The organism is Streptomyces sp. NPDC050263, from assembly GCF_040655955.1.
Taxonomy (GTDB): Bacteria; Actinomycetota; Actinomycetes; order Streptomycetales; family Streptomycetaceae; genus Streptomyces.
Map to the genome: position 1 here is coordinate 1 of NZ_JBFAKW010000126.1, position 17,817 is coordinate 17,817.

Below are 17,817 nucleotides of genomic sequence, written 5' to 3' on the forward strand. Positions count from 1 at the left end.
TCTCGAGGGTGGACTGCTGGCGGTTCAGCTCGGCGTCGACCGCGGCGGCGATCTCCGGGTCGAGCTCGTGCAGGGGCGTGTTCAGAACAGTCATCTGCGGCTTCCTCGAAGAGCTACGAGCGGACTACGAGTGGACTACGAGCGGACCACCAGTGAACCTGATGTCTCGAATAACGCAACACGCTTCTGTATGTGCAACATGGTCTTGCGTCCGCTTCGCGGTTGTCAAGGAGCCCGCCGCTTCGACGGTGAAGTGGAGATCGCTGTGCCCGTGATCAGGGGGCGGGGCGCGGTCGGCCGTCGGCGCGGACGAAGACGGGCTTGAGATGCTTCTCGGGCAGCGCCTCCGGGAGCCGCTCCCGGTCGAGGGCGGGGGAGATGACGCGCGCGGGGTCGACGGCGCCGGAGCGGGCGAGGTCGAGGGCGTCGGGGATGTGGTCGCGCACGTGGGCACGGGCGATGCGCGGGGTGACGCCGGTGAGGTGCGTGTTCAGTCGGCCACGGAGGCCGTGCGGTACGCGGGGGAGGCGGTCCCCCGCATCCTGCGCAAGGAGCTGCGGGCGGGCCCGGCCGCCGGCCTGCGGGCCGTCCTGGCGCTCTGGCGCGGCGTCGTCCTCGACAGCGACGTCCGCGCCAAGCGCGGCGCGCGGCCGCTGGATCTGGTCGCAGGACAGGACGGCTGCGGCAACCCGCAGGCTTCGGCCGCAGCGTCCGCCGGCGGACGGCCGCCGATCGCCGTCCTGTCCGGCTCGCGCTCCACGAAGTGAACCTGGCACCCGACCCGGGCGCGCCTGGGCGGCGACGGAAAAGGCGACGGTCAGTCGACGGTGGTGGTGCGAATTGCGGCGATGTCGAATTGAAGGCGTACCTTCTCGCTCACCATGGCACCGCCCTCGGCCAGTCGGGCATTGTACGTAAGGCCCCATTCGGAACGATTGATGGTGGTGGTGCCGTCGAATCCGGCCCGCTCATAGCCGAAGGGGTCGGTGACATGTCCTAGGTAGGTGAGTTCAAGGGCCACGGGTCGCGTGATCTCCTTGATGGTGAGATCGCCCGTCATTCGGTAGACGTCGGTGCCCACGAGTTGTACGGCCGTACTGAGGAAGCGCATCCGCGGATAGGTCGCGGCATCCAGGAACTCGCGGCCGGCCAGGTGGGAGTCGCGCTGCTCCACGCCGGTGTCCACGCTGGCGGTGGCCAGCACGATCTCGGCCCGTGAGCGGGCCGGGTCGCGGCCGTCGAAGCAGAGCCGGCTCTGGTATTCGGTGAAAGCCCCGCGCACCGTCGTCACCAGGGCGTGCCGGACGGAGAAGCCGATACGGCTGTGCGCCGGGTCGATCATCCACTCCCCGGTCAGCGCCGCCATGGCGGGATCCGGTCGACCGCCGGAGAGACGAACGGACGCATTGTCGGGGAGTGGTGGAGCTGCGGGGGGAGCCGGGCGCCGGAGGGACGCGCCGCGGTTGAACAGGTTCATGGTTCACGTAGTTACTCCACCGCGGAATTCGCCGCAAGCCGCGCCCATGAGCCACGGTGGATCGAATCCGTACCGAAAGGCTTATACGCAGTCACCGAATGACCGCCGGCTACAACATCCGCACATTCCCGTCACGGAACAGCCAAGCAGGGATGGCTCGCGGGGCGGCGCGCGGTCGGTTCGCGGTCGCTTCGTGGTCGGCCGGCCACGTCGATCGGCGATGTGAGCCGGTCCGGGAGTCGAAGTTCGCCGAAAGGGCGGGCCCGGATGTCGGTTTTCCGGGTTTCGGCGGGCCCTGACTGGAGTCGGACGGCAGGTGGGGCCGAAGGTGATCCCCGGCGGTCGATCCCGGCCCCCAGCCCTCAGCCCCCAGCCCCGGCGCCCAGCGTCGTCGGCGCCCCTGGAAAGAGTCTTCCGTGAAAGCCACGACCACGGCGAACGCGCCGCAGGAACGGCGGGCCGCCACGCTCGTCATGGCCTGCGTCGGTGTGTTCGTCGCCTATTGCCGGTGACCACCGTCTCGGCGAGCCTGCCCGCCATCCAGCGGGCCCTCGGCGCCTCGACCTCCCAGCTCTCCTGGGTCTCCGACGCCTTCGTCCTGCCGATGGCCGCCCTCATCCTCACCGCCGGAGTCTTCGGAGACGTCCACGGCCGCAAGAAGGTCTTCCAGGCGGGCCTCGCGCTCAGCGGCCTCGGCGCGCTCGTCGCGCTGTGCGCGCAGAACGTCCAGACGGTCTGGGCCGGCCAGGCCCTCGCCGGTCTCGGCTCGGCCGCCCTGCTGCCCACCACCCTCGCCCTGATCAGCCACGCGGTGCCCGACCCGCGTGAGCGCGGCAAGTTCATCGGTCTGTGGGCCACCGCGCTCACCGCCGCTCTGGCCCTGGGGCCGATCATCGCCGGCGCCCTCCTCGGCCACTTCGACTGGCGCTGGATCTACCTGCTGCCCGTGCCCGCCTCGCTCCTCGCCATGGCCGCCGCGGCGAAGCTGTTGACCGACTCCCGCGCCCCGGGCTCGCGCCGCCTGGACTGGCCCGGCCAGATCACCGCCGCCCTGACGATCACCGCGCTGGTCTACGGCATCATCGAGGGCGGCGCCGAGTCCTTCACCGACGTCAAGGTCATGGTCGCGCTGTTCACCGCCGCTGTCGCGGCCGTCGCGTTCGTCCTGCTGGAGCGTCGCAGCGCGAGCCCGATGCTGGACCTCTCCCTGTTCCGCAGCCCGGCGTTCACCGCGACCACCCTGATCGCCATGATCAGTTTCCTGGGGCTGATCGGGTTCTTCTTCGCCCTCAGCCTCTACTTCGGCATGGTGCAGCAGCTGTCCACGCTGGACGCGGCCTGGCGGCTGCTCATGGTGTCGATGGTCCCGCTGGTGCTGGGCGCTCCGGTCGGCAAGCTCGTCCACCGTGTCTCGCCGCGGGTCCTGATCCCCGGCGGCCTGTCGGTCGTCACGGCCGGACTGCTCTCCCTCACCGACATCGCGGCCGACACCTCCTTCGGATCGCTGGCCTGGCGGCTGGCGCTGCTCGGCCTGGGCATGGCCTTCGTCATCACCCCGATGACCGCCACCGCGGTCAGCTCGGTCCCCTTCCACCAGGCCGGCATGGCGGCCGCCGGCAACAACGCCTTCCGTCAGGTCGGCGCCGCGCTCGGCCCCGCCGTCCTCGGCGCCCTGCTGTCCACCAAGGCCGTCGACGCCCTGCCGGGTCACCTCGCCGACGCCGGCCTCACCGGGCAGACCGTCCGGCAGGTCGAGGCGGTCGCCGACGCCGGCGGCATCGGCGCCGTGGCCGGTGTCGACGTCGGGGCGGACACGCCCCGCGTCCTGGGCGCGCTGTCCGAGTCCTTCCTCGACGGCCTGCACCTGTGCCTGGTCGTCGCCGCCGTGCTGACCCTGCTCGCCGCCGCCGTCGGAGCGCTTCTGCTGCGCCGTCCGCCGCACGCGGCGCCGACGAAGGTCGTCGGGCAGCGGCAGGAGTCCGAGGCTCAGGGCTCCGCGGTTCACGGCTCCGCTGACCGGGGTTCCGGCGGCGCGGACTCCCAGGGGCACGGCGAAGCGCCCTCATTGGCAGGCAACCAGACCGGAGGGTGACTCCGGACGTGCCGGGCCGCGGGAGTACCGAGCGGAACGCCCGGCCCGGCGCCGACGCCGTCCGTGGGGACGGGCACGGCGTCGCACCGGGGCCCGGGATCGCGCACGATGATCCCGGGCCCCGGTGCGACCGCGGCCGCCCACCCCAGCACTTCGTACAGCTCTCCCCGCCCCGAACCAGGAGACCCCGTGGACGCTCCGCCCGTCGACGCACTGGACCTGAAGGTGCTCCAGGCCCTGCAACTCGACGGCCGGGCGCCGTTCAGCCGCATCGGCGAGGTGCTCGGAGTCTCCGACCAGACCGTCGCGCGACGCTTCCGGCGGCTGCGCACCACGGCGGGCCTGCGGGTGGTCGGCAGGCTCGACGAGAGCCGCCTCGGCCGCGCCAGCTGGATCGTCCGGCTGCGCTGCACGCCCGACGGGGCGGAGCGGCTGGCGAACGCCCTGGCCCGGCGCTCCGACACCTTCTACGTCGAGTTGATCTCGGGCGGCACCGAGGTCCTGTGCGCCATGAAGCCCCGCAGCCGACATGATCGCGACGACCTTCTCCTGGAGCGACTGCGGCGCACCCCGGGCCTCGCCTCCGTCAGCGCCCACTGTCTGCTGCACAAGTTCTACGGCGGCCCGCTCGGCCGGCTCGACAAGATCCAGGCACTCGATCCGGAGGAGGCGGCGGCACTGCGTCCGCCGGAGATCGAGCCGGACGACGCTCCGGTGCGCCTCGACGCGGACGACGAGGCGCTCGTGGATCTGCTCCAGCGCGACGGGCGGGCCACGTTCAGCGAGCTCCAGAGCGCGACCGGCCAGTCGGAGTCGGTGGTCAAGCGGCGGGTGGAACGGCTGCGCTCCTCGGGAGCCCTCTACTTCGACGTGCAGCACGACAGCGCCTCGCTGGGCCTCGCCGTCGGGGCGATGCTGTGGCTCACCGTGGTGCCCTCCGCCCTCGCCGAGGTCGGCCAGGCGCTCGCGGCACACCGTGAGGTCGACTTCGCCGGGGCCATCACGGGCCAGGCCAACCTGGTCGCGTCGGTCGTCACGGTCGGCACCGGCGAGCTCTACCACTACCTGAGCGAGAAGATCGGAGCCCTCCAGGGCGTCCAGGCGGTGGAGACGACCCTCACCCTGCGCCAGGTCAAACAGCTGACGTACGAACCGACCCGCTGACGCACCGACCCGTTGACGCACCGACCCGGCTGACGCACCGACCCGCTGACGCACCGACCCGTTGACGCAACGACCCGTTGACGCAACGACCGCTGACGTACTTGGACGAACCTCCAAGATTTCACCATTGCGGGTCCGGGCTCTTCTGCGGAGTCGCCGCTTGATCCATAGTGACGGGCACTGCCGCGGAAGATAATTTCCGTATGGCGAAAGTCTGGCTCGGAGGATGCCTGTGTCGCTGTCCGTACCGTCCGTCGCGCGACGCGTCGCACGTCTGCTGCGTACCTCGCTGTTCATCCAGGTCGCCTGCGCCCTGGTGCTCGGATTGCTCGTAGGGCGGCTGTGGCCCGATGTGGGCACAGCCGTCCAGCCGTTGGGCGACGGCTTCGTGAGGCTCATCAAGGCGGTCATCGCGCCGCTGGTGTTCTGTGTGGTGGTCACCGGCATAGCCAAGGCCGGCAACCTCAGGGCGTTCGGCCGCATCGGCCTCAAGGCCCTGATCTGGTTCGAGGTGGCGACCACGTTCGCCCTGCTCATCGGCCTGGTCGCCGGAAATCTGGTGCAGCCCGGCGCCGGCATGAACATTGATCCGGCCAAGCTCGACGCGGGCGCGGTCGACGCGAAGACCGGCGGCGGCTCACTGCCGTCGACCAGCGAGTTCCTGCTGCACGCGCTACCCGAGAGCGCGGTCGGCGCGTTCGCCGAGAACGCGCTCCTACAGGTCCTGGTCCTCGCCTGTCTCGTGGGCGCGGCCCTGCTGCACCTGGGCCACACCAGAGTCCCCGCGATCCTGCCGGCCGTCGAGCAGGTGCAGGAGGTCGTCTTCGCGATCGTCGGCTTCGTCATGAAGCTCGCGCCCCTCGCCGTCTTCGGCGCCACCGCGCACCTGGTCGGCCAGTACGGCCTGGGTGTGCTGTCGACGTACGGCAAGCTCATCGGCGTCTGCTACGCCGTCGCCCTGCTGTTCCTGCTGCTGCTCGCCGCGGCGCTGAAGGCCTTCACCGGGCTCAGCCTGTGGAAGTTCGTCCGCTACACCCGCGAGGAGATGCTGCTCGCCCTCGGCACCGCCTCCAGCGAGACCGTCATGCCCCGCATGATGCAGAAGCTGCGCCACGCCGGCTGCCGGGACGACGCCGTGGGGCTCGTGGTGCCCACCGGCTACTCCTTCAACCTCGACGGCGCCTCGATCTACCTGTCCATCGCGACGCTCTTCATCGCGCAGGCCGTGGGCGTCGATCTCACCCTGGGCCAGCAGGTGACCGTCGTGCTGATGCTCATGCTCACCAGCAAGGGCATGGCGGGCGTGCCCGGTTCGGCGTTCCTCGCGCTGTCGGCGACCGCCTCCGCGCTCGGTGTCATCCCCGCCGGGGCCGTCGCCCTGCTCCTGGGCGTGGACCGCATCATGGACTCGATGCGCGTCGCCACCAACCTCCTCGGCAACTGCGTGGCCGCCTTCGCGGTCTCCCGCTGGGAAGGCGCGCTGGATGTGGCCCAGGCGAAGCGGGTCCTGAACGGGGAGGCGCCCATGGCCGCGGATGAGGCCCGGGACACGGCCCCGGACGCGGACGCGGACGCGGACACGGCCCCGGACGCGGACACGGCCCCGGACGCGGCTGCCCCGCGGGTGGAGGCCGACCGCCCGAGCTGACGCCCACCGTCAGTCCGGTACCTCGAAGAGCCGCAGTTGGAGCGCCAGGGTGCTGTAGTAGCCCACCAGCGTGGACAGTTCGAAGAGCGTGCGTTCGCCCAGCGCGCCGCGGGCCGCCTCGTACCCGGGCTCGTCCAGCACCCCGGCGCTGTCGGTCAGGGCCCGCGTGAACGCCCACGCGGCCCGCTCGACGGGATCGGACAGGCCCGGGTCGCGGCCTTCGCGCAGGGCCAGCAACTCGTCCTCCGTCAGGCCCACGGCGGCCCCGACACGTTCGTGTGCATGGCGCTCGAAGGCGCTGTCCCAGGCCTGGGCGACCACCAGGATCGCGATCTCGCGCAGCCGCGGACCGAGGCCGGTGCGGTAGCGGATCGCGGCGCCCAGATCCTGGAGCGCCCGGCCCGCGCCGGGGCTGAGCAGCATCGCGTTGAACGGTCCCCGCAGACACCCTTCTTCGTCGGTGAGGGCGAAGAGCCGCGGGCCCGCGGCGCGCGGTCCGCCGGTGATCTCGGCGTACAACGCCCGTTGCTCGGTGTCGAGTTCGGCCGGGGCGAGCGGTCGCAGCCGGTTGCTCATCGTGCCTCCCCCGCCACCGGGGCCGTCTCCGACGCCACCGATTTCGACAGCGCGGCCAGATCGTGGTCCGTCAGGAGCCGGCCCTCGCGTGCCATCAGCTCCCGGGCGCGGTCGAGGACGGCGTCCACCTGGGCGGGCGTCGGGTCGACGCCGAGGGCCGTCAGCTTGTCGGCGAGGGTGTAGGGGCCGCTGTCCGGAGTGAACGGCACCTTGCGAAAGTTGCCGACTGCCGCCGGTTCGAGACAGTTGTGCAGGAGGGGGTCGATCTCCGTCTCCTGGGTGATGAGATCCATGCCGCCCCAGCAGAAGGCGTGGGTTCCGGTGACCGGATGGTTCCACGCGGGGTGATAGTTCGTCAGTTCCTCGCCCGCGCGGGCCAGTTCGGTGAGGGTCTCGGTCCTGATGCCGGTGTGCACGCCGTACAGCGCCTCGAAGGCGAGCGCGGTCGCCGCCAGGTCGGCGTTGCCGGGCCCTCCGCAGTAGCCGTTGACCGACAGTTCGACGGCGCCCGCGCCGGCCCGGACCGCGGCCACCGCGCAACCGACCGCCAGGCCGAAGGTGTTGTGCGGATGCAGCCCGACCTCCACGTCCGGTGCGAGGGCCTTCGTGCGCCCGACGAGATGCGCGAACGCCTCCGGACTCATCGCGCCCGGGCCGTCGAACAGGGTGAGTTCACCCGCTCCGGCCGCGGTGAGGACGGCGACCGACTGCTCGTGGGTCTCGTCGGTGGCGTACGAGACCATGAGCAGCGGCACGATCACCTCGAGGCCGCGGGCCCGGGCGTACTCGACCAGGCCTGCCGCCCGGGCGAGGACGCCGGCCCGGTCGCGCGGGGTGTCCGGGGTGCGCCACTCCTCGCCGCGCCACGCCCGGCCGTACACCGGGGCCTGATAGATCAGCGAGGTCTCGCCGAAGCCCTGCACCCAGACCTGGACGGCGTCGTAACCGGCCGCGGCCGCCCGGTCGATGTCCTCGCGTGAGCGCATCAGCGGGCAGACCACCCTGCACTCCGGGTTCTCGCCCTTGACCAGCTCGACTTCGGCCTTCAGCGCGGCGGCGTCCCGGCCGCCGAGCCCCGCTGTGACGACCTCCGGCACTCCGCTCGCGACGAGTCTGCGCAGGAACGCCCTCTTCGCCTCCGTCGGGGCCACCACGCCGGGCAGTGTCTCGACCGAGCGCAGCGTCGCGTCGCGCAGCCGTACCGCTCGGGGCAGCGAGCCGGTCACCTCCGTACGGCGGTTGAGCGGACTGACCGACCAGCGCCCCGGCTCGTAGGCGCCGGCCGCACGGCGCGAGGCCAGCTCGGCGCGGAAGCGGGCGATCTCGTCGGGGGTGAACACGGGAGGCTTGTCCATGGATCTCCTCGGATCTCCTCGGTCGCTGTCTGTCTGCCGGTCTGTCTGCCGGTCTGTCTTCCTGACTGCCTTCCTATCCACCTTCCTATCCACCTTCCCGCCTGTCTGTCGACACTATAGGCAATAGATATGGGTTTTGGGCCTTGATATTTACTTTCTGTCGACACCTGGCTAAAACTGTCGACAGTCTCGCCCCACCGACCCGAGGGAGATCCCCGTGACCCAAGACGTGCCCGACAAGCGGCTCGGCCGACTGGCGGGCCGCATCGCCGTCATCGGCGGCGCCGGAAGCGTCGGCCCCGGCTGGGGCAACGGCCGCGCCACCGCCGTCGTCTTCGCCCGGGAGGGCGCCACCGTGTTCCTGGCCGACCGGGACGAAGCGGCCCTGGAGGTCACCGCGCGACAGGTCCGCGACGAGGGCGGCAGCGCGCACACGGCGGTGCTGGACGTCACCGAACCCACCGCCGTCCGGGACTACTTCGCCGAGTGCGAGGGTCTTGCGGGGCGCGTCGACATCCTGGTCAACAACGTCGGCGGCTCCCGGCCGGGAGGCGCGGTGGACCTCAGTCTCGAGGACTGGGAGAGCCAGCTGCGCACCAACCTCACCAGCGCCTTCGTGGCCTGCAAGCACATCGTCCCGATCATGCGGCGGGCCGGCGGGGGCGCCATCGTGAACACCGCCTCGGCGTCCGGGCTGCGCTGGACCGGCGCCGCCCAGGTGGGCTACGCGGCGGCCAAGGCCGCGGTCATCCAGCTGTCCCGGGTCACCGCCGTGGAGTACGCGCCGGACGGCATCCGGGTCAACACCGTAGTCCCGGGGCAGTTGCACACGCCGATGGTCGAGGCGCGGCTCGCCGGCCAGCGGGCGGGCGGCGACGTGGCGAAGCTGCTGGCCCAGCGACAGGCCCGGATCCCGCTCGGCTTCATGGGCGACGGCCGCGACACGGCGTACGCGGCGCTGTTCCTCGCCTCCGAGGAGGCCCGCTTCGTCACCGGCACGGAGATCGTCGTCGACGGTGGAATGACGGCCCGCTGTGACTGAACCGGCCCTCCAGGGAGCGCGGTCGGCGGTCTCGCCCGGCTGCCCGCCCCCGCACCCCGCCCCGCGCACCCCGTCCCTGGCGCTCCCGCCGGACAGCTGCGACGCCCACTGTCACATCCTCGGCCCGGCCGACGTCTTCCCCTACGCCCCGGACCGCACGTTCACGCCCGTGGACGCCCCCAAGGAACAGGTCCGCGCCCTGCACGCCCACTTGGGGATCACTCGCGCGGTGATCGTGCAGTCGTCCTGTCACGGCCACGACCACTCCGTCCTGCTGGACGCCCTGCGCTCCGGCGACGGCCGGCTGCGCGGAGTCGCCCTGATCGGCGAGACGACCGCACGGGCCGAGGTCGAGGAGCTGCACCGGGCCGGGGTGCGCGCCTTCCGGCTCAACTTCCTTCCCCATCTGCGCACTCCGCCCAGCCGTGCCGAGATCGACTCCGTCCTCGAACTCGTCGACGGACTCGGCTGGGCGGTCCAACTCCATGTCCGGGGCGAGGAGATCGCCGTCCTGGAAGCGCTGGTGCGCGCCCTGCCCGGCAGAACCGTCATCGACCACATCGGACGGGTCGACCTCGCCGCGGGACGCGACGACCCCGCCCTGCGCAGCCTGCGCGCGCTGCTGGACAGCGGGGAGGTGTGGGTGAAGCTCAGCGGCGTCGACCGGATCTCCCGGCAGGGACCGCCCTACGCCGACGCGGTCGCGCTGGCCGCCTCCCTGGTGGAGTACGCCCCGGAGCGCGTCGTCTGGGGGACGGACTATCCGCACGTCAACATCGCCTCGGACGCCCCCGACGACGGCCTGCTCGTGGACCTCGTCGAGAGCATCGCACCCGACCCCGCTCACCTCCATCGGCTGATGGTGGACAACCCCGCCGAGCTCTACGACTTCCCGTCGGCTGCCCTTCGGCGCACTAGTGTCGGCAGTAGTGGCAGGAAATGACAGGTAATTCACGGTCAGATCCCTTGAAGGGGAAAAGTGTCGACAGTAGGGTCCCGACTCGAACCCCGCGTGAGGAGAATGGCATGGTTCGGCTGTCCCGGCACAATGTCTTACGGCGCGGCGACGAGCGGTACGAGCGCGCTCGCCTCGACGCCGTCTGGAACGAGCGCAAGCCCGACCGGTATCCGGACGTCATCGTGCTCGCCGACAGCGAGCACGACGTGGTGGCCGCGGTACGGCTCGCCCGGCGCGAGGGCCTGGCCATCGGCATCCGCTCCGGCGGACACAGCTGGGTGGGCAACGGAGTGCGGGACGGCGGCATGCTGCTCGACCTCTCGCGACTCCAGGACGTCCGGGTCGACCCCCTGACGGGGATCGCCGCCGTGCAGCCCGCGGCCAAGGGCCCGGCCCTGCTCGATCAACTCGTTCCACACGGTCTGTTCTTCCCCACCGGACACGCGCCCACCGTCGGCATCGGCGGTTTCCTCCTGGGCGGCGGCTACGGCTGGAACTCCCGCCGGCTCGGCCCCGCCTGTCTGAGCATCCAGGCGATCGACGTCGTCCTCGCCGACGGCACCCTCGTCCACGCCACCGACGAGACGCACCCCGACCTGATGTGGGCGGCCCGCGGCAGCGGCCCCGGCTTCTTCGGCGTCGTCACCCGCTTCCACCTCGCCCTGCACAACCTGCCCCGCCGCATCCTGCGGACCGTGCACACCTACCCGCTCGACCTGCGCGACGAGGTGCTCGCCTGGACGCACGACACCCTCGAACGGCTCTCGCCGACCGTCGAGTTCTCGGCGAAGGTCGGCTTCGCCCCGGGGCTCGACCGGCAGACGGTCTCCGTCACCGCCACCGCCTTCTGCGAGACGGACGAGAACCCGCTCGCCCCGCTGGAGGAGGCGCCCTTCCGTGAGCGGGCGATCCGGTGGACGGTCGCGCAGGAGACCACCATGGCCGAGCTGTACGACTACGCCGACCGCATGACCCCGCCCGGCATGCGCTGGGCGCTCGACGGGATCTGGACCGACGAGCCGGTCGACAAGCTCCTCGCCGCCGCCCGGCCGCTGTTCGACTCCGTCCCGGACACCACCAGTCATGTGCTGTGGATGCTGTGGAGCGACCACCCGCAGCGCGCGGACGCCTGCTGGTCCAGCCAGGGCAAGGTCTACCTCTCGCCCAACGCGGGCTGGACCGACCCGGCCGAGGACCTCGCCCACGAACGCTGGGCGCACGCACACCTCGCCGACCTCCAACACCTGTCGACGGGACTGCAGTTCTCCGACAACAACCTCGCCGACCGCTTCGACCACGGACTCAGCCCGGCCAACTCCGCACGGCTGGAGGAGATCCGGGCCGCCTACGACCCCGACGGCGTCTTCCGCACCTATATGACCCCTCGGGAATCCACGACCGCCTACGCCGCCGCGGGACTCGCGCGGACCCACTGAAGGAGAGCCGTTCCATGGAAACCTCGAGAAGCCCGCGGCGTCGTGGCCTCGTCGTCCTGTCCGTCCTCGCACTCACCGGATCTCTCACCCTCACCGCCTGCGGCGGGGACTCCACCACCGCGGCCTCGGCCGACGGCAAGGCCGAGATCACCGTCCTGCGCTCCAACGGCGCGATCTTCGAACCCCTCTACATAGCCGAGCAGCAGGGCTACTTCGAGGACGCGGGCCTGGACGTCACCGTCAAGGCCGGCGCCCAGGACACCTCGCAGAACGCGCCGTCCGTCCTCAACGGCGAGGCGCAGTTCGCGATGACGGACAGTTCCGGCTTCCTCAAGGGCGCGGCCCAGGACATGCCCATCCGGATCGTGACGGGCCTGCAGTCGGCGACCACGAGGACCGACCCCACCGACGGACTGCTGGTGAAGAAGGACAGCGCGATCGAGTCCTTCGCCGACCTGGAGGGCAAGACCGTCGGCATCTCCGCGCTCGGCGGCACCATCCAGTTCATCTGCGAGTACCTGGTGCAGAAGGCCGGCGGCGACCCGGCCGAGGTCAAGTTCGTGGCCCTGCCCACGACTTCGCTCACCGACGCCGCCACCTCCGGCAAGACCGACGCGATCTTCTCCTTCGGCCCCTTCTACTTCGCCGGGCTCGACAGCGGACTGCGCTCCATCGGCAACGGCATGAACGACGTGCCCGGCATGGTCCAGGGCCTGCTGTTCTCCAGCGAGAAGTACCTGTCGTCCAACGGCGACACGGCGAAGAAGTTCATCGACGCGGTCGCCAAGGCCATCACCTACGCCAACGCGAACCCCGCGGCCGTCAAGGCGATCGACAAGAAGTACACCCAGGTGCCCGCCGCCTTCATCGACGCGCACGACACCAACCACTACGACAAGAACCTCGACACCACCGTCATGCGCACCGTCATCACCAAGATGCACGAGTTCGACCTGCTCGACAACGAGCCCGAGGACGAGGCTCTCTACTGGGACCAGGCCCCGACCTCGGCCGGGGAGTAGCGATGGCCAAGGTCCGACTGCTGCAACTCGGGGCACTGACCGTCGTGTTGGCGCTGTGGGCGCTGATCGCCGCGGTGGACGTGGTCAGTTCGACCGCGCTCCCGGGGCCGGCGCCCGTGGCCGCCGCGCTCGGCGACCTCCTCGGCAGCGGCGTCTTCTGGCAGGCGGTCGGGGAGACCCTGCGCGGCGCGGTCACCGGGCTGGCCGTGGCGATCGCCGTGGGCGTCCCGGTCGGGCTGGTGACCGGGGTGTACCAGGCGGCCGAGGAGTCGTCCCGGCTGCTCATGGAGATCCTGCGCTCCTTCCCGGTGATCGCCCTGTTGCCGGTGTTCCTGCTGGTCCTCGGCTCCACCCCCGGGATGAAGGCGACCGTCGTCTTCCTCGCCTGCGTCTTCCCGGTCCTGCTCCAGGCCCAGTACGGCGCCCGCAGCGTGACCCCGGCGATCCACGAGACCGTCCACGGCTACCGCATCCCGCGGCGCTTGCGCTTCCGCCGGGTGATCCTGCCTGGCGCGGTGCCCTCGATCATGACCGGACTGCGGCTGGCCGCGACCACCTCCGTCCTGGTCGCCATCGGCGTCGAGGTGCTCACCACGCTCCCCGGCATCGGCCACATGATCATGGAGTCGCAAGCGGGCGGTGCCTCGGCCCGGGCCTACGCCTACATCCTCGTCGCCGGCGGCATCGGCTACTCGATCACCGTGCTGGCGCAGTTCGCCGAACACCGGCTGCTGCGCTGGCGGCCGCCCGTCCACCAGGGAGGGGAGTAGCCGTATGCCGTGGAAAGCGTTCCTGCGCCAACTGTGGCTGCCCGCCCTGGTGTTCGCCGTTCTGCTCGTCGCGACGGCGGGCAGCGCCAGCTTCTACTTCCCGCCGCTCACCGAGGTCCTCGGCACCCTGTGGGACGAACTGCTGCACGGCGGCCTCGTCGAGGACCTGCTGTTCAGCCTGCGCAACATCCTGCTCGGACTGGCCCTCGCCACCGTCGTGGGAACCGGCGCCGGACTCGTCATCGGGGAGATCCGCACCCTGCGGCTGGCCACCGGCCCGCTCCTCGACTTCGCCCGTGCCACCCCCACGGTCGGGTTCGTGCCCGTCATCATCCTCACCCTGGGCATCGGCTCCGGACCCAAGATCTTCCTGATCTTCCTGGGCTCGGTGTGGCCGATCCTGCTCAACACCGTCAGCGGCGTACAGGCCATCGGGCCGGCCGTGCACGAGACCGCCCGCGGCTACCGCATCCCCTGGTGGCTCAGGATCCGCCGGGTGATCCTGCCCGGGGCCCTGCCGCAGATCCTCGCCGGCATCCGGGTGGCGCTCTCCATCGCCGTCGTCCTCATGGTCGTCAGCGAGATCTACGGCTCGCCGATCGGCCTCGGGAACTTCATCCTCCAGAGCGGATCCAGCTTCCACGTCGCCGAGACCTGGGCCGGCACCATCCTGATCGGCATTCTCGGATACGGCCTGAGCGTGCTGCTCCTGCTCGTCGAGCACCGCGTCCTGGGCTGGTACCACCAGCGCGCACCCCGGGTGCGTTCCCCGCGGCCGGTCACCACGCCCGGCGCCGAGAGCATCAAGAGCAACGGAGTCGTCGTATGACACGAGGTTCGAGCCTGTACGTCGAGGATCTCTGCATGAGCTTCGGGCAGGGCCCGCAGGAGCACCGGGTGCTCGACGGCCTCACCCTGCGCGTGGAACCCGGCGAGTCGGTGTGCATCGTCGGCCCGTCCGGCGCGGGCAAGACGACTCTCCTGCGCTGTCTCGCCGGACTGTCCCGGCCGACCGGGGGCCGGGTGCGCTACGGCGACCAGGCGCTCACCGAGCCGCACGCCGACATCGCCGTCGTCTCCCAGGACTACCGCGGCTCCCTGCTGCCGTGGCTGCGCGTGTGGGACAACGTGGCCTTCCCGCTCCAGGGCCGGGGCGTGAAGAAGGCCGTGCGCAAGGCGCGGGCGCTGGAGTGCCTGGAGGCGGTCGGCCTCCCGGACGTCGGCGACAAGTACCCCTGGCAGCTCTCCGGAGGCATGCAGCAGCGGGTGGCCATCGCCCGCGGCCTCGCCTACGACGCCCCGGTCCTGTTGATGGACGAGCCGTTCGGGTCGGTCGACGCCCAGTCCCGGTTCGACCTGGAGGACCTGACCCTGCACCTGCGCCGGCAACTCGGCATCACCGTGGTCGTGGTGACGCACGACATCGACGAGGCCGTCTACCTCGGGGACCGCGTCGTCGTCCTCGGCGGGAAGCCGACGGCCGTCCTGGACAACCTCACGATCCCGCTCGGCCCCGACCGCGACCAGCTCACGACGCGGGCCGACCCCCGGTTCGCCGAGCTGCGCACCCGGGTGCTGGCGCTCATCCGCGGAGAGAAGGCGCCCACCCGAGCGACCCGACCGACCCGCCCGCAAGCGGCTCGCCAGTGACGGCCAGGTTCGACCACGTAGGCATCTCCGTCCCCGATCTCGAGGCCGCCGTCACCTGGTACCGCGAGGCGCTGCACCTCACCGAGGAGCATGCGTTCGCCGTGCCCGGCACCGATCTGCGCGGTGTGATGCTGCGTCATGTCGGCGGCCACCGAATCGAGTTGCTGCATCGCCCGGACGCCGCGCCGGGCCCGGTCGCCGACGGTCCGTTGGCGGCGGCCGGCATCCTCGGCTACGGCCACCTCTGCCTCGCCTTCGACACGGCCGACGAGGTCGACACCGAGTTCGCCCGGCTGGTCGCCGCGGGCGCGGGCGTGCGGATGAGTCCGCGCGCCGCGCCCAGACCGGGCGCCCGGATGGCCTTCGTGTCCGACCCGTACGGGAACCTCATCGAGCTGATCGACCGGGCCGCTTGAGCGCCTGACGGCCGCTTCCCCTCTTCTTTCCCCGCTTCTTCCCTCTCTCTTCCCTCCCCTCTCGCTGACCGGCGTCCGTCGGTCAGCCCTGCCCGAAAACCCACTGAGAACACTGAGAACAAGGGAGTTCACCGTGACTCGCACCAGCAGGACCGGACCCGACGTCACCTACCGGGCCCGCCCCCGTGCCCTGCTCGTGGCGGTGGCCGCCGCCATGGCCCCGACGCTCGTCGCCCCCGCGAGCGCGCACGCCGCGTCCACGAAGGCCGCGAGGAGGGCCGCCGCGTGCATCGAGGTCGCCTCCGGGGAGACCCTGGAGCTGACCGCGACGACCACCGTGAGCTGCCTCACCATCGAAGAGGGCGGCGTCATCACCGTCCCCGACGGCTACCGCCTCAGCCTCACCGTGAACGGCGTGGAGACCGGCTCCCGGCTCGCCGCACTCACCGACGGCTACGGCGGCGCGGCCACCGCGATCGCCGCCGGCAGCTACACCGGCACCGTCGTCCTGACGGTCGCCGAGGCCACCGACCTCGCCTACGACGACCTCAGCTTCCCCTTCCGGCAGGCGATCTACGTCGACGCCGACGGGGTCGACGAGGCCAAGTCGGTCCCCTCCGACGTGCGCGGCGGCACCGTCACCGACACCGCCGCCTCGGACATCACGCTGCTGTCCGACGGCGAGGCGTTCAACGGCGTCTACGTCACCGGCGGCGGCAGCTACACCCTGACCAACCCGAAGATAGCCTTCGACGGCAACGGCCGCTGCGACTTCATCGGCTACGGAGCCTCCGTCGTCGGCACCGGCACGGGCACCACGCTCGTCCTCGACGGAGCCACCGTCAGCAACGTCGGCGTGGTCCGCACCGCGGTCATCGCCGACGCCGGCGCCAACGTGATCGTCAAGAACTCCACCCTGCACTGCGCCGACGGAGTCGTCCCCGACGAGTACCCCACCGCGGGCACCGGCGACACCCGCTACATGATCACCGTGCCGTGGATGCTGGGCCTGTCCGGCAACGTCCGCACCACCAACCTGCTCGGCGCGAGCACGAAGGCGTCGTTCATCAACTCCTCGATCTCCTCGGAGAAATGGGGCGCCCTCTCCGTCGACGGCGGCAGCTACTGCACCCTCACCGCCATCAACAGCACCATCGCCAACACCGGCGGCCAGGGCTACGGCTCCTACGCCATCGGCAACGTGACCGAGCACTTCCTCGGCTGCACCTTCGACGTCGGCGACTACGCCCTCATCCACTGGGGGGCGTCGGCGCACTACGGCGACAGCACGGCCGCTGCCGTCGCCGCCCTGAACACCTCGCTCGGACTCGGGCTCACCAGTGCCGAGTTGAGCGCGCTGGCGGAGCGGCCGACCGTCGTGAACGCCGGTCGCTTCATGGTGCTGTGGTACGCGGCCGGGTCCGTCGCCATCGACGGCGGCACCGAGGTCAACACGGGCGAGACCGTCTTCATGTGCAAGGCGGTCGCCGGCTCGGTCACCGTGGACGGCTCCCAGGGCGCCACGATCAACCCCGGCAACGGGATCGTCTTCCAGCTCATGGACACCGACCGGCCGAGCAGCGTCTCGGTGTCGGGCAAGGCATGGAAGACGGAGACGACCGGCACGTACACCGAGCCCACCGGGTCCCCGACCAAGTCGTCGAGCTGGGTCACCACCAGCGGTCAGTCCACCGACGCGAAGGGCTCCTTCACGGACATCGAGCTGACGGGAGACTTCTACAACTCCGTGTGGGGCGGCGGCAACGCGAGCCTCCAGGGCCAGAACCTGAACCTCACGTTCACCCGGTCGACCGTCGCGGGCGTCATCTCGGCGAGCACGGCCAAGCACAGCGTGTCCACGATCACCTCGGCCCGGTACCGGCAGATCAGCGAGGTCACCAACACCCCGAGCGCGGTCGTCAACAACGGCGTCCTCGTGACACTGGGCGCCGGCTCCACCTGGACGGTCACCGGCACGTCCCACCTGAGCGCCCTCACCCTGGCGTCGACCGCCGCGGTGACGGCCCCGTCCGGCAGGACGGTGACCCTGACGGTCAACGGCACGACCACAGCGATCCAGGCGGGCACCACCTACACCGGAGCCCTCACCCTGACCGTCGCGTAGCCGAAGCAGCCACAGAAAGAACCGGCCCCCGGGATGCGAACCATCTCCCCGGGGGCCGGCGTCTGTGGGGGAACCTGTGGCGGGCG

16 protein-coding genes and 1 pseudogene are annotated in these 17,817 nt (G+C 71.1%); 13 read left to right on the forward strand and 4 right to left on the reverse strand.

Features of this window, described 5'->3' with window-relative positions; genetic code table 11:
* Nucleotides 1-275: 275 nt before the first annotated feature.
* On the reverse strand, nt 276-446 hold the full coding sequence (locus AB0J04_RS37050) for a hypothetical protein (protein WP_363173012.1): 171 nt from the start codon (nt 444-446) through the stop codon (nt 276-278).
* Nucleotides 447-482: 36 nt separating this feature from the next.
* Between AB0J04_RS37050 and AB0J04_RS37055 the strand changes: the two genes are divergently transcribed.
* A complete protein-coding gene (locus AB0J04_RS37055; RefSeq protein WP_363173013.1) occupies nt 483-767 on the forward strand; it encodes a hypothetical protein in 285 nt (94 codons plus the stop codon).
* A 50-nt stretch (nt 768-817) separates the two neighbouring features.
* Here the strand turns inward: AB0J04_RS37055 and AB0J04_RS37060 are convergent, their stop codons facing one another.
* The gene (locus AB0J04_RS37060) at nt 818-1,477 is read right to left on the reverse strand and encodes a YceI family protein (protein WP_363173014.1); all 660 of its coding nucleotides are present in this window, start codon (nt 1,475-1,477) and stop codon (nt 818-820) included.
* Nucleotides 1,478-1,950: 473 nt separating this feature from the next.
* Between AB0J04_RS37060 and AB0J04_RS37065 the strand changes: the two are divergent.
* The 3 genes and pseudogenes from AB0J04_RS37065 to AB0J04_RS37075 all read left to right on the forward strand — a co-directional run bounded on the left by AB0J04_RS37065 (nt 1,951) and on the right by AB0J04_RS37075 (nt 6,381).
* Nucleotides 1,951-3,569 (forward strand): annotated as a pseudogene (locus AB0J04_RS37065) (MFS transporter).
* 189 nt (nt 3,570-3,758) lie between these two features.
* Nucleotides 3,759-4,733, forward strand: coding sequence for an AsnC family transcriptional regulator (locus AB0J04_RS37070; protein WP_363173015.1), 975 nt, complete (start codon nt 3,759-3,761; stop codon nt 4,731-4,733).
* 226 nt (nt 4,734-4,959) lie between these two features.
* Nucleotides 4,960-6,381, forward strand: a complete 1,422-nt coding sequence (locus tag AB0J04_RS37075) for a cation:dicarboxylase symporter family transporter (RefSeq protein ID WP_363173016.1) — start codon at nt 4,960-4,962, stop codon at nt 6,379-6,381.
* Between the two features lie 9 nt (nt 6,382-6,390).
* Here the strand turns inward: AB0J04_RS37075 and AB0J04_RS37080 are convergent, their stop codons facing one another.
* Both AB0J04_RS37080 and AB0J04_RS37085 read right to left on the reverse strand, forming a co-directional pair.
* A complete protein-coding gene (locus AB0J04_RS37080; protein ID WP_363173017.1) occupies nt 6,391-6,957 on the reverse strand; it encodes a carboxymuconolactone decarboxylase family protein in 567 nt (188 codons plus the stop codon).
* Nucleotides 6,954-8,312, reverse strand: coding sequence for a hypothetical protein (locus tag AB0J04_RS37085; RefSeq protein WP_363173018.1), 1,359 nt, complete (start codon nt 8,310-8,312; stop codon nt 6,954-6,956). Before AB0J04_RS37085 ends, AB0J04_RS37080 begins: the two co-directional genes overlap by 4 nt.
* Nucleotides 8,313-8,529: 217 nt before the next feature.
* Between AB0J04_RS37085 and AB0J04_RS37090 the strand changes: the two genes are divergently transcribed.
* The 9 genes from AB0J04_RS37090 to AB0J04_RS37130 all read left to right on the forward strand — a co-directional run bounded on the left by AB0J04_RS37090 (nt 8,530) and on the right by AB0J04_RS37130 (nt 17,731).
* Entirely contained in the window at nt 8,530-9,354 is an 825-nt protein-coding gene (locus AB0J04_RS37090; protein ID WP_363173019.1) for an SDR family NAD(P)-dependent oxidoreductase, read from the forward strand.
* A complete protein-coding gene (locus AB0J04_RS37095; RefSeq protein WP_363173021.1) occupies nt 9,347-10,297 on the forward strand; it encodes an amidohydrolase family protein in 951 nt (316 codons plus the stop codon). The genes AB0J04_RS37090 and AB0J04_RS37095 overlap by 8 nt, the downstream gene beginning before the upstream one ends.
* A gap of 83 nt (nt 10,298-10,380) precedes the next feature.
* Nucleotides 10,381-11,748, forward strand: a complete 1,368-nt coding sequence (locus AB0J04_RS37100) for an FAD-binding oxidoreductase (RefSeq protein WP_363173022.1) — start codon at nt 10,381-10,383, stop codon at nt 11,746-11,748.
* 14 nt (nt 11,749-11,762) lie between these two features.
* Nucleotides 11,763-12,770 (forward strand): ABC transporter substrate-binding protein, encoded by a 1,008-nt coding sequence (locus AB0J04_RS37105; protein ID WP_363173023.1) that lies wholly within the window; start codon nt 11,763-11,765, stop codon nt 12,768-12,770.
* A gap of 2 nt (nt 12,771-12,772) precedes the next feature.
* A complete protein-coding gene (locus AB0J04_RS37110; RefSeq protein WP_363173024.1) occupies nt 12,773-13,540 on the forward strand; it encodes an ABC transporter permease in 768 nt (255 codons plus the stop codon).
* A 4-nt stretch (nt 13,541-13,544) separates the two neighbouring features.
* Nucleotides 13,545-14,369, forward strand: coding sequence for an ABC transporter permease (locus AB0J04_RS37115; protein ID WP_363173025.1), 825 nt, complete (start codon nt 13,545-13,547; stop codon nt 14,367-14,369).
* 35 nt (nt 14,370-14,404) lie between these two features.
* Nucleotides 14,405-15,190: an ABC transporter ATP-binding protein gene (locus AB0J04_RS37120; RefSeq protein WP_363173026.1), complete on the forward strand. Its 786-nt coding sequence runs from the start codon at nt 14,405-14,407 to the stop codon at nt 15,188-15,190.
* Entirely contained in the window at nt 15,187-15,606 is a 420-nt protein-coding gene (locus AB0J04_RS37125) for a VOC family protein (protein WP_363173027.1), read from the forward strand. Before AB0J04_RS37120 ends, AB0J04_RS37125 begins: the two co-directional genes overlap by 4 nt.
* A gap of 133 nt (nt 15,607-15,739) precedes the next feature.
* Nucleotides 15,740-17,731, forward strand: coding sequence for a hypothetical protein (locus AB0J04_RS37130; protein ID WP_363173028.1), 1,992 nt, complete (start codon nt 15,740-15,742; stop codon nt 17,729-17,731).
* The last annotated feature ends 86 nt before the right edge of the window (nt 17,732-17,817 follow it).

Excerpts from the sequence above, each read along its gene's own strand:
- AB0J04_RS37100 (WP_363173022.1), top strand. The coding sequence starts at position 10,381 with ATGGTTCGGCTGTCCCGGCACAATGTCTTACGGCGCGGCGACGAGCGG.
- AB0J04_RS37080 (WP_363173017.1), bottom strand. The coding sequence starts at position 6,957 with ATGAGCAACCGGCTGCGACCGCTCGCCCCGGCCGAACTCGACACCGAG.
- AB0J04_RS37085 (WP_363173018.1), bottom strand. The coding sequence starts at position 8,312 with ATGGACAAGCCTCCCGTGTTCACCCCCGACGAGATCGCCCGCTTCCGC.
- AB0J04_RS37120 (WP_363173026.1), top strand. The coding sequence starts at position 14,405 with ATGAGCTTCGGGCAGGGCCCGCAGGAGCACCGGGTGCTCGACGGCCTC.
- AB0J04_RS37105 (WP_363173023.1), top strand. The coding sequence starts at position 11,763 with ATGGAAACCTCGAGAAGCCCGCGGCGTCGTGGCCTCGTCGTCCTGTCC.
- AB0J04_RS37060 (WP_363173014.1), bottom strand. The coding sequence starts at position 1,477 with ATGAACCTGTTCAACCGCGGCGCGTCCCTCCGGCGCCCGGCTCCCCCC.
- AB0J04_RS37115 (WP_363173025.1), top strand. The coding sequence starts at position 13,545 with ATGCCGTGGAAAGCGTTCCTGCGCCAACTGTGGCTGCCCGCCCTGGTG.
- AB0J04_RS37075 (WP_363173016.1), top strand. The coding sequence starts at position 4,960 with ATGCCTGTGTCGCTGTCCGTACCGTCCGTCGCGCGACGCGTCGCACGT.
- AB0J04_RS37110 (WP_363173024.1), top strand. The coding sequence starts at position 12,773 with ATGGCCAAGGTCCGACTGCTGCAACTCGGGGCACTGACCGTCGTGTTG.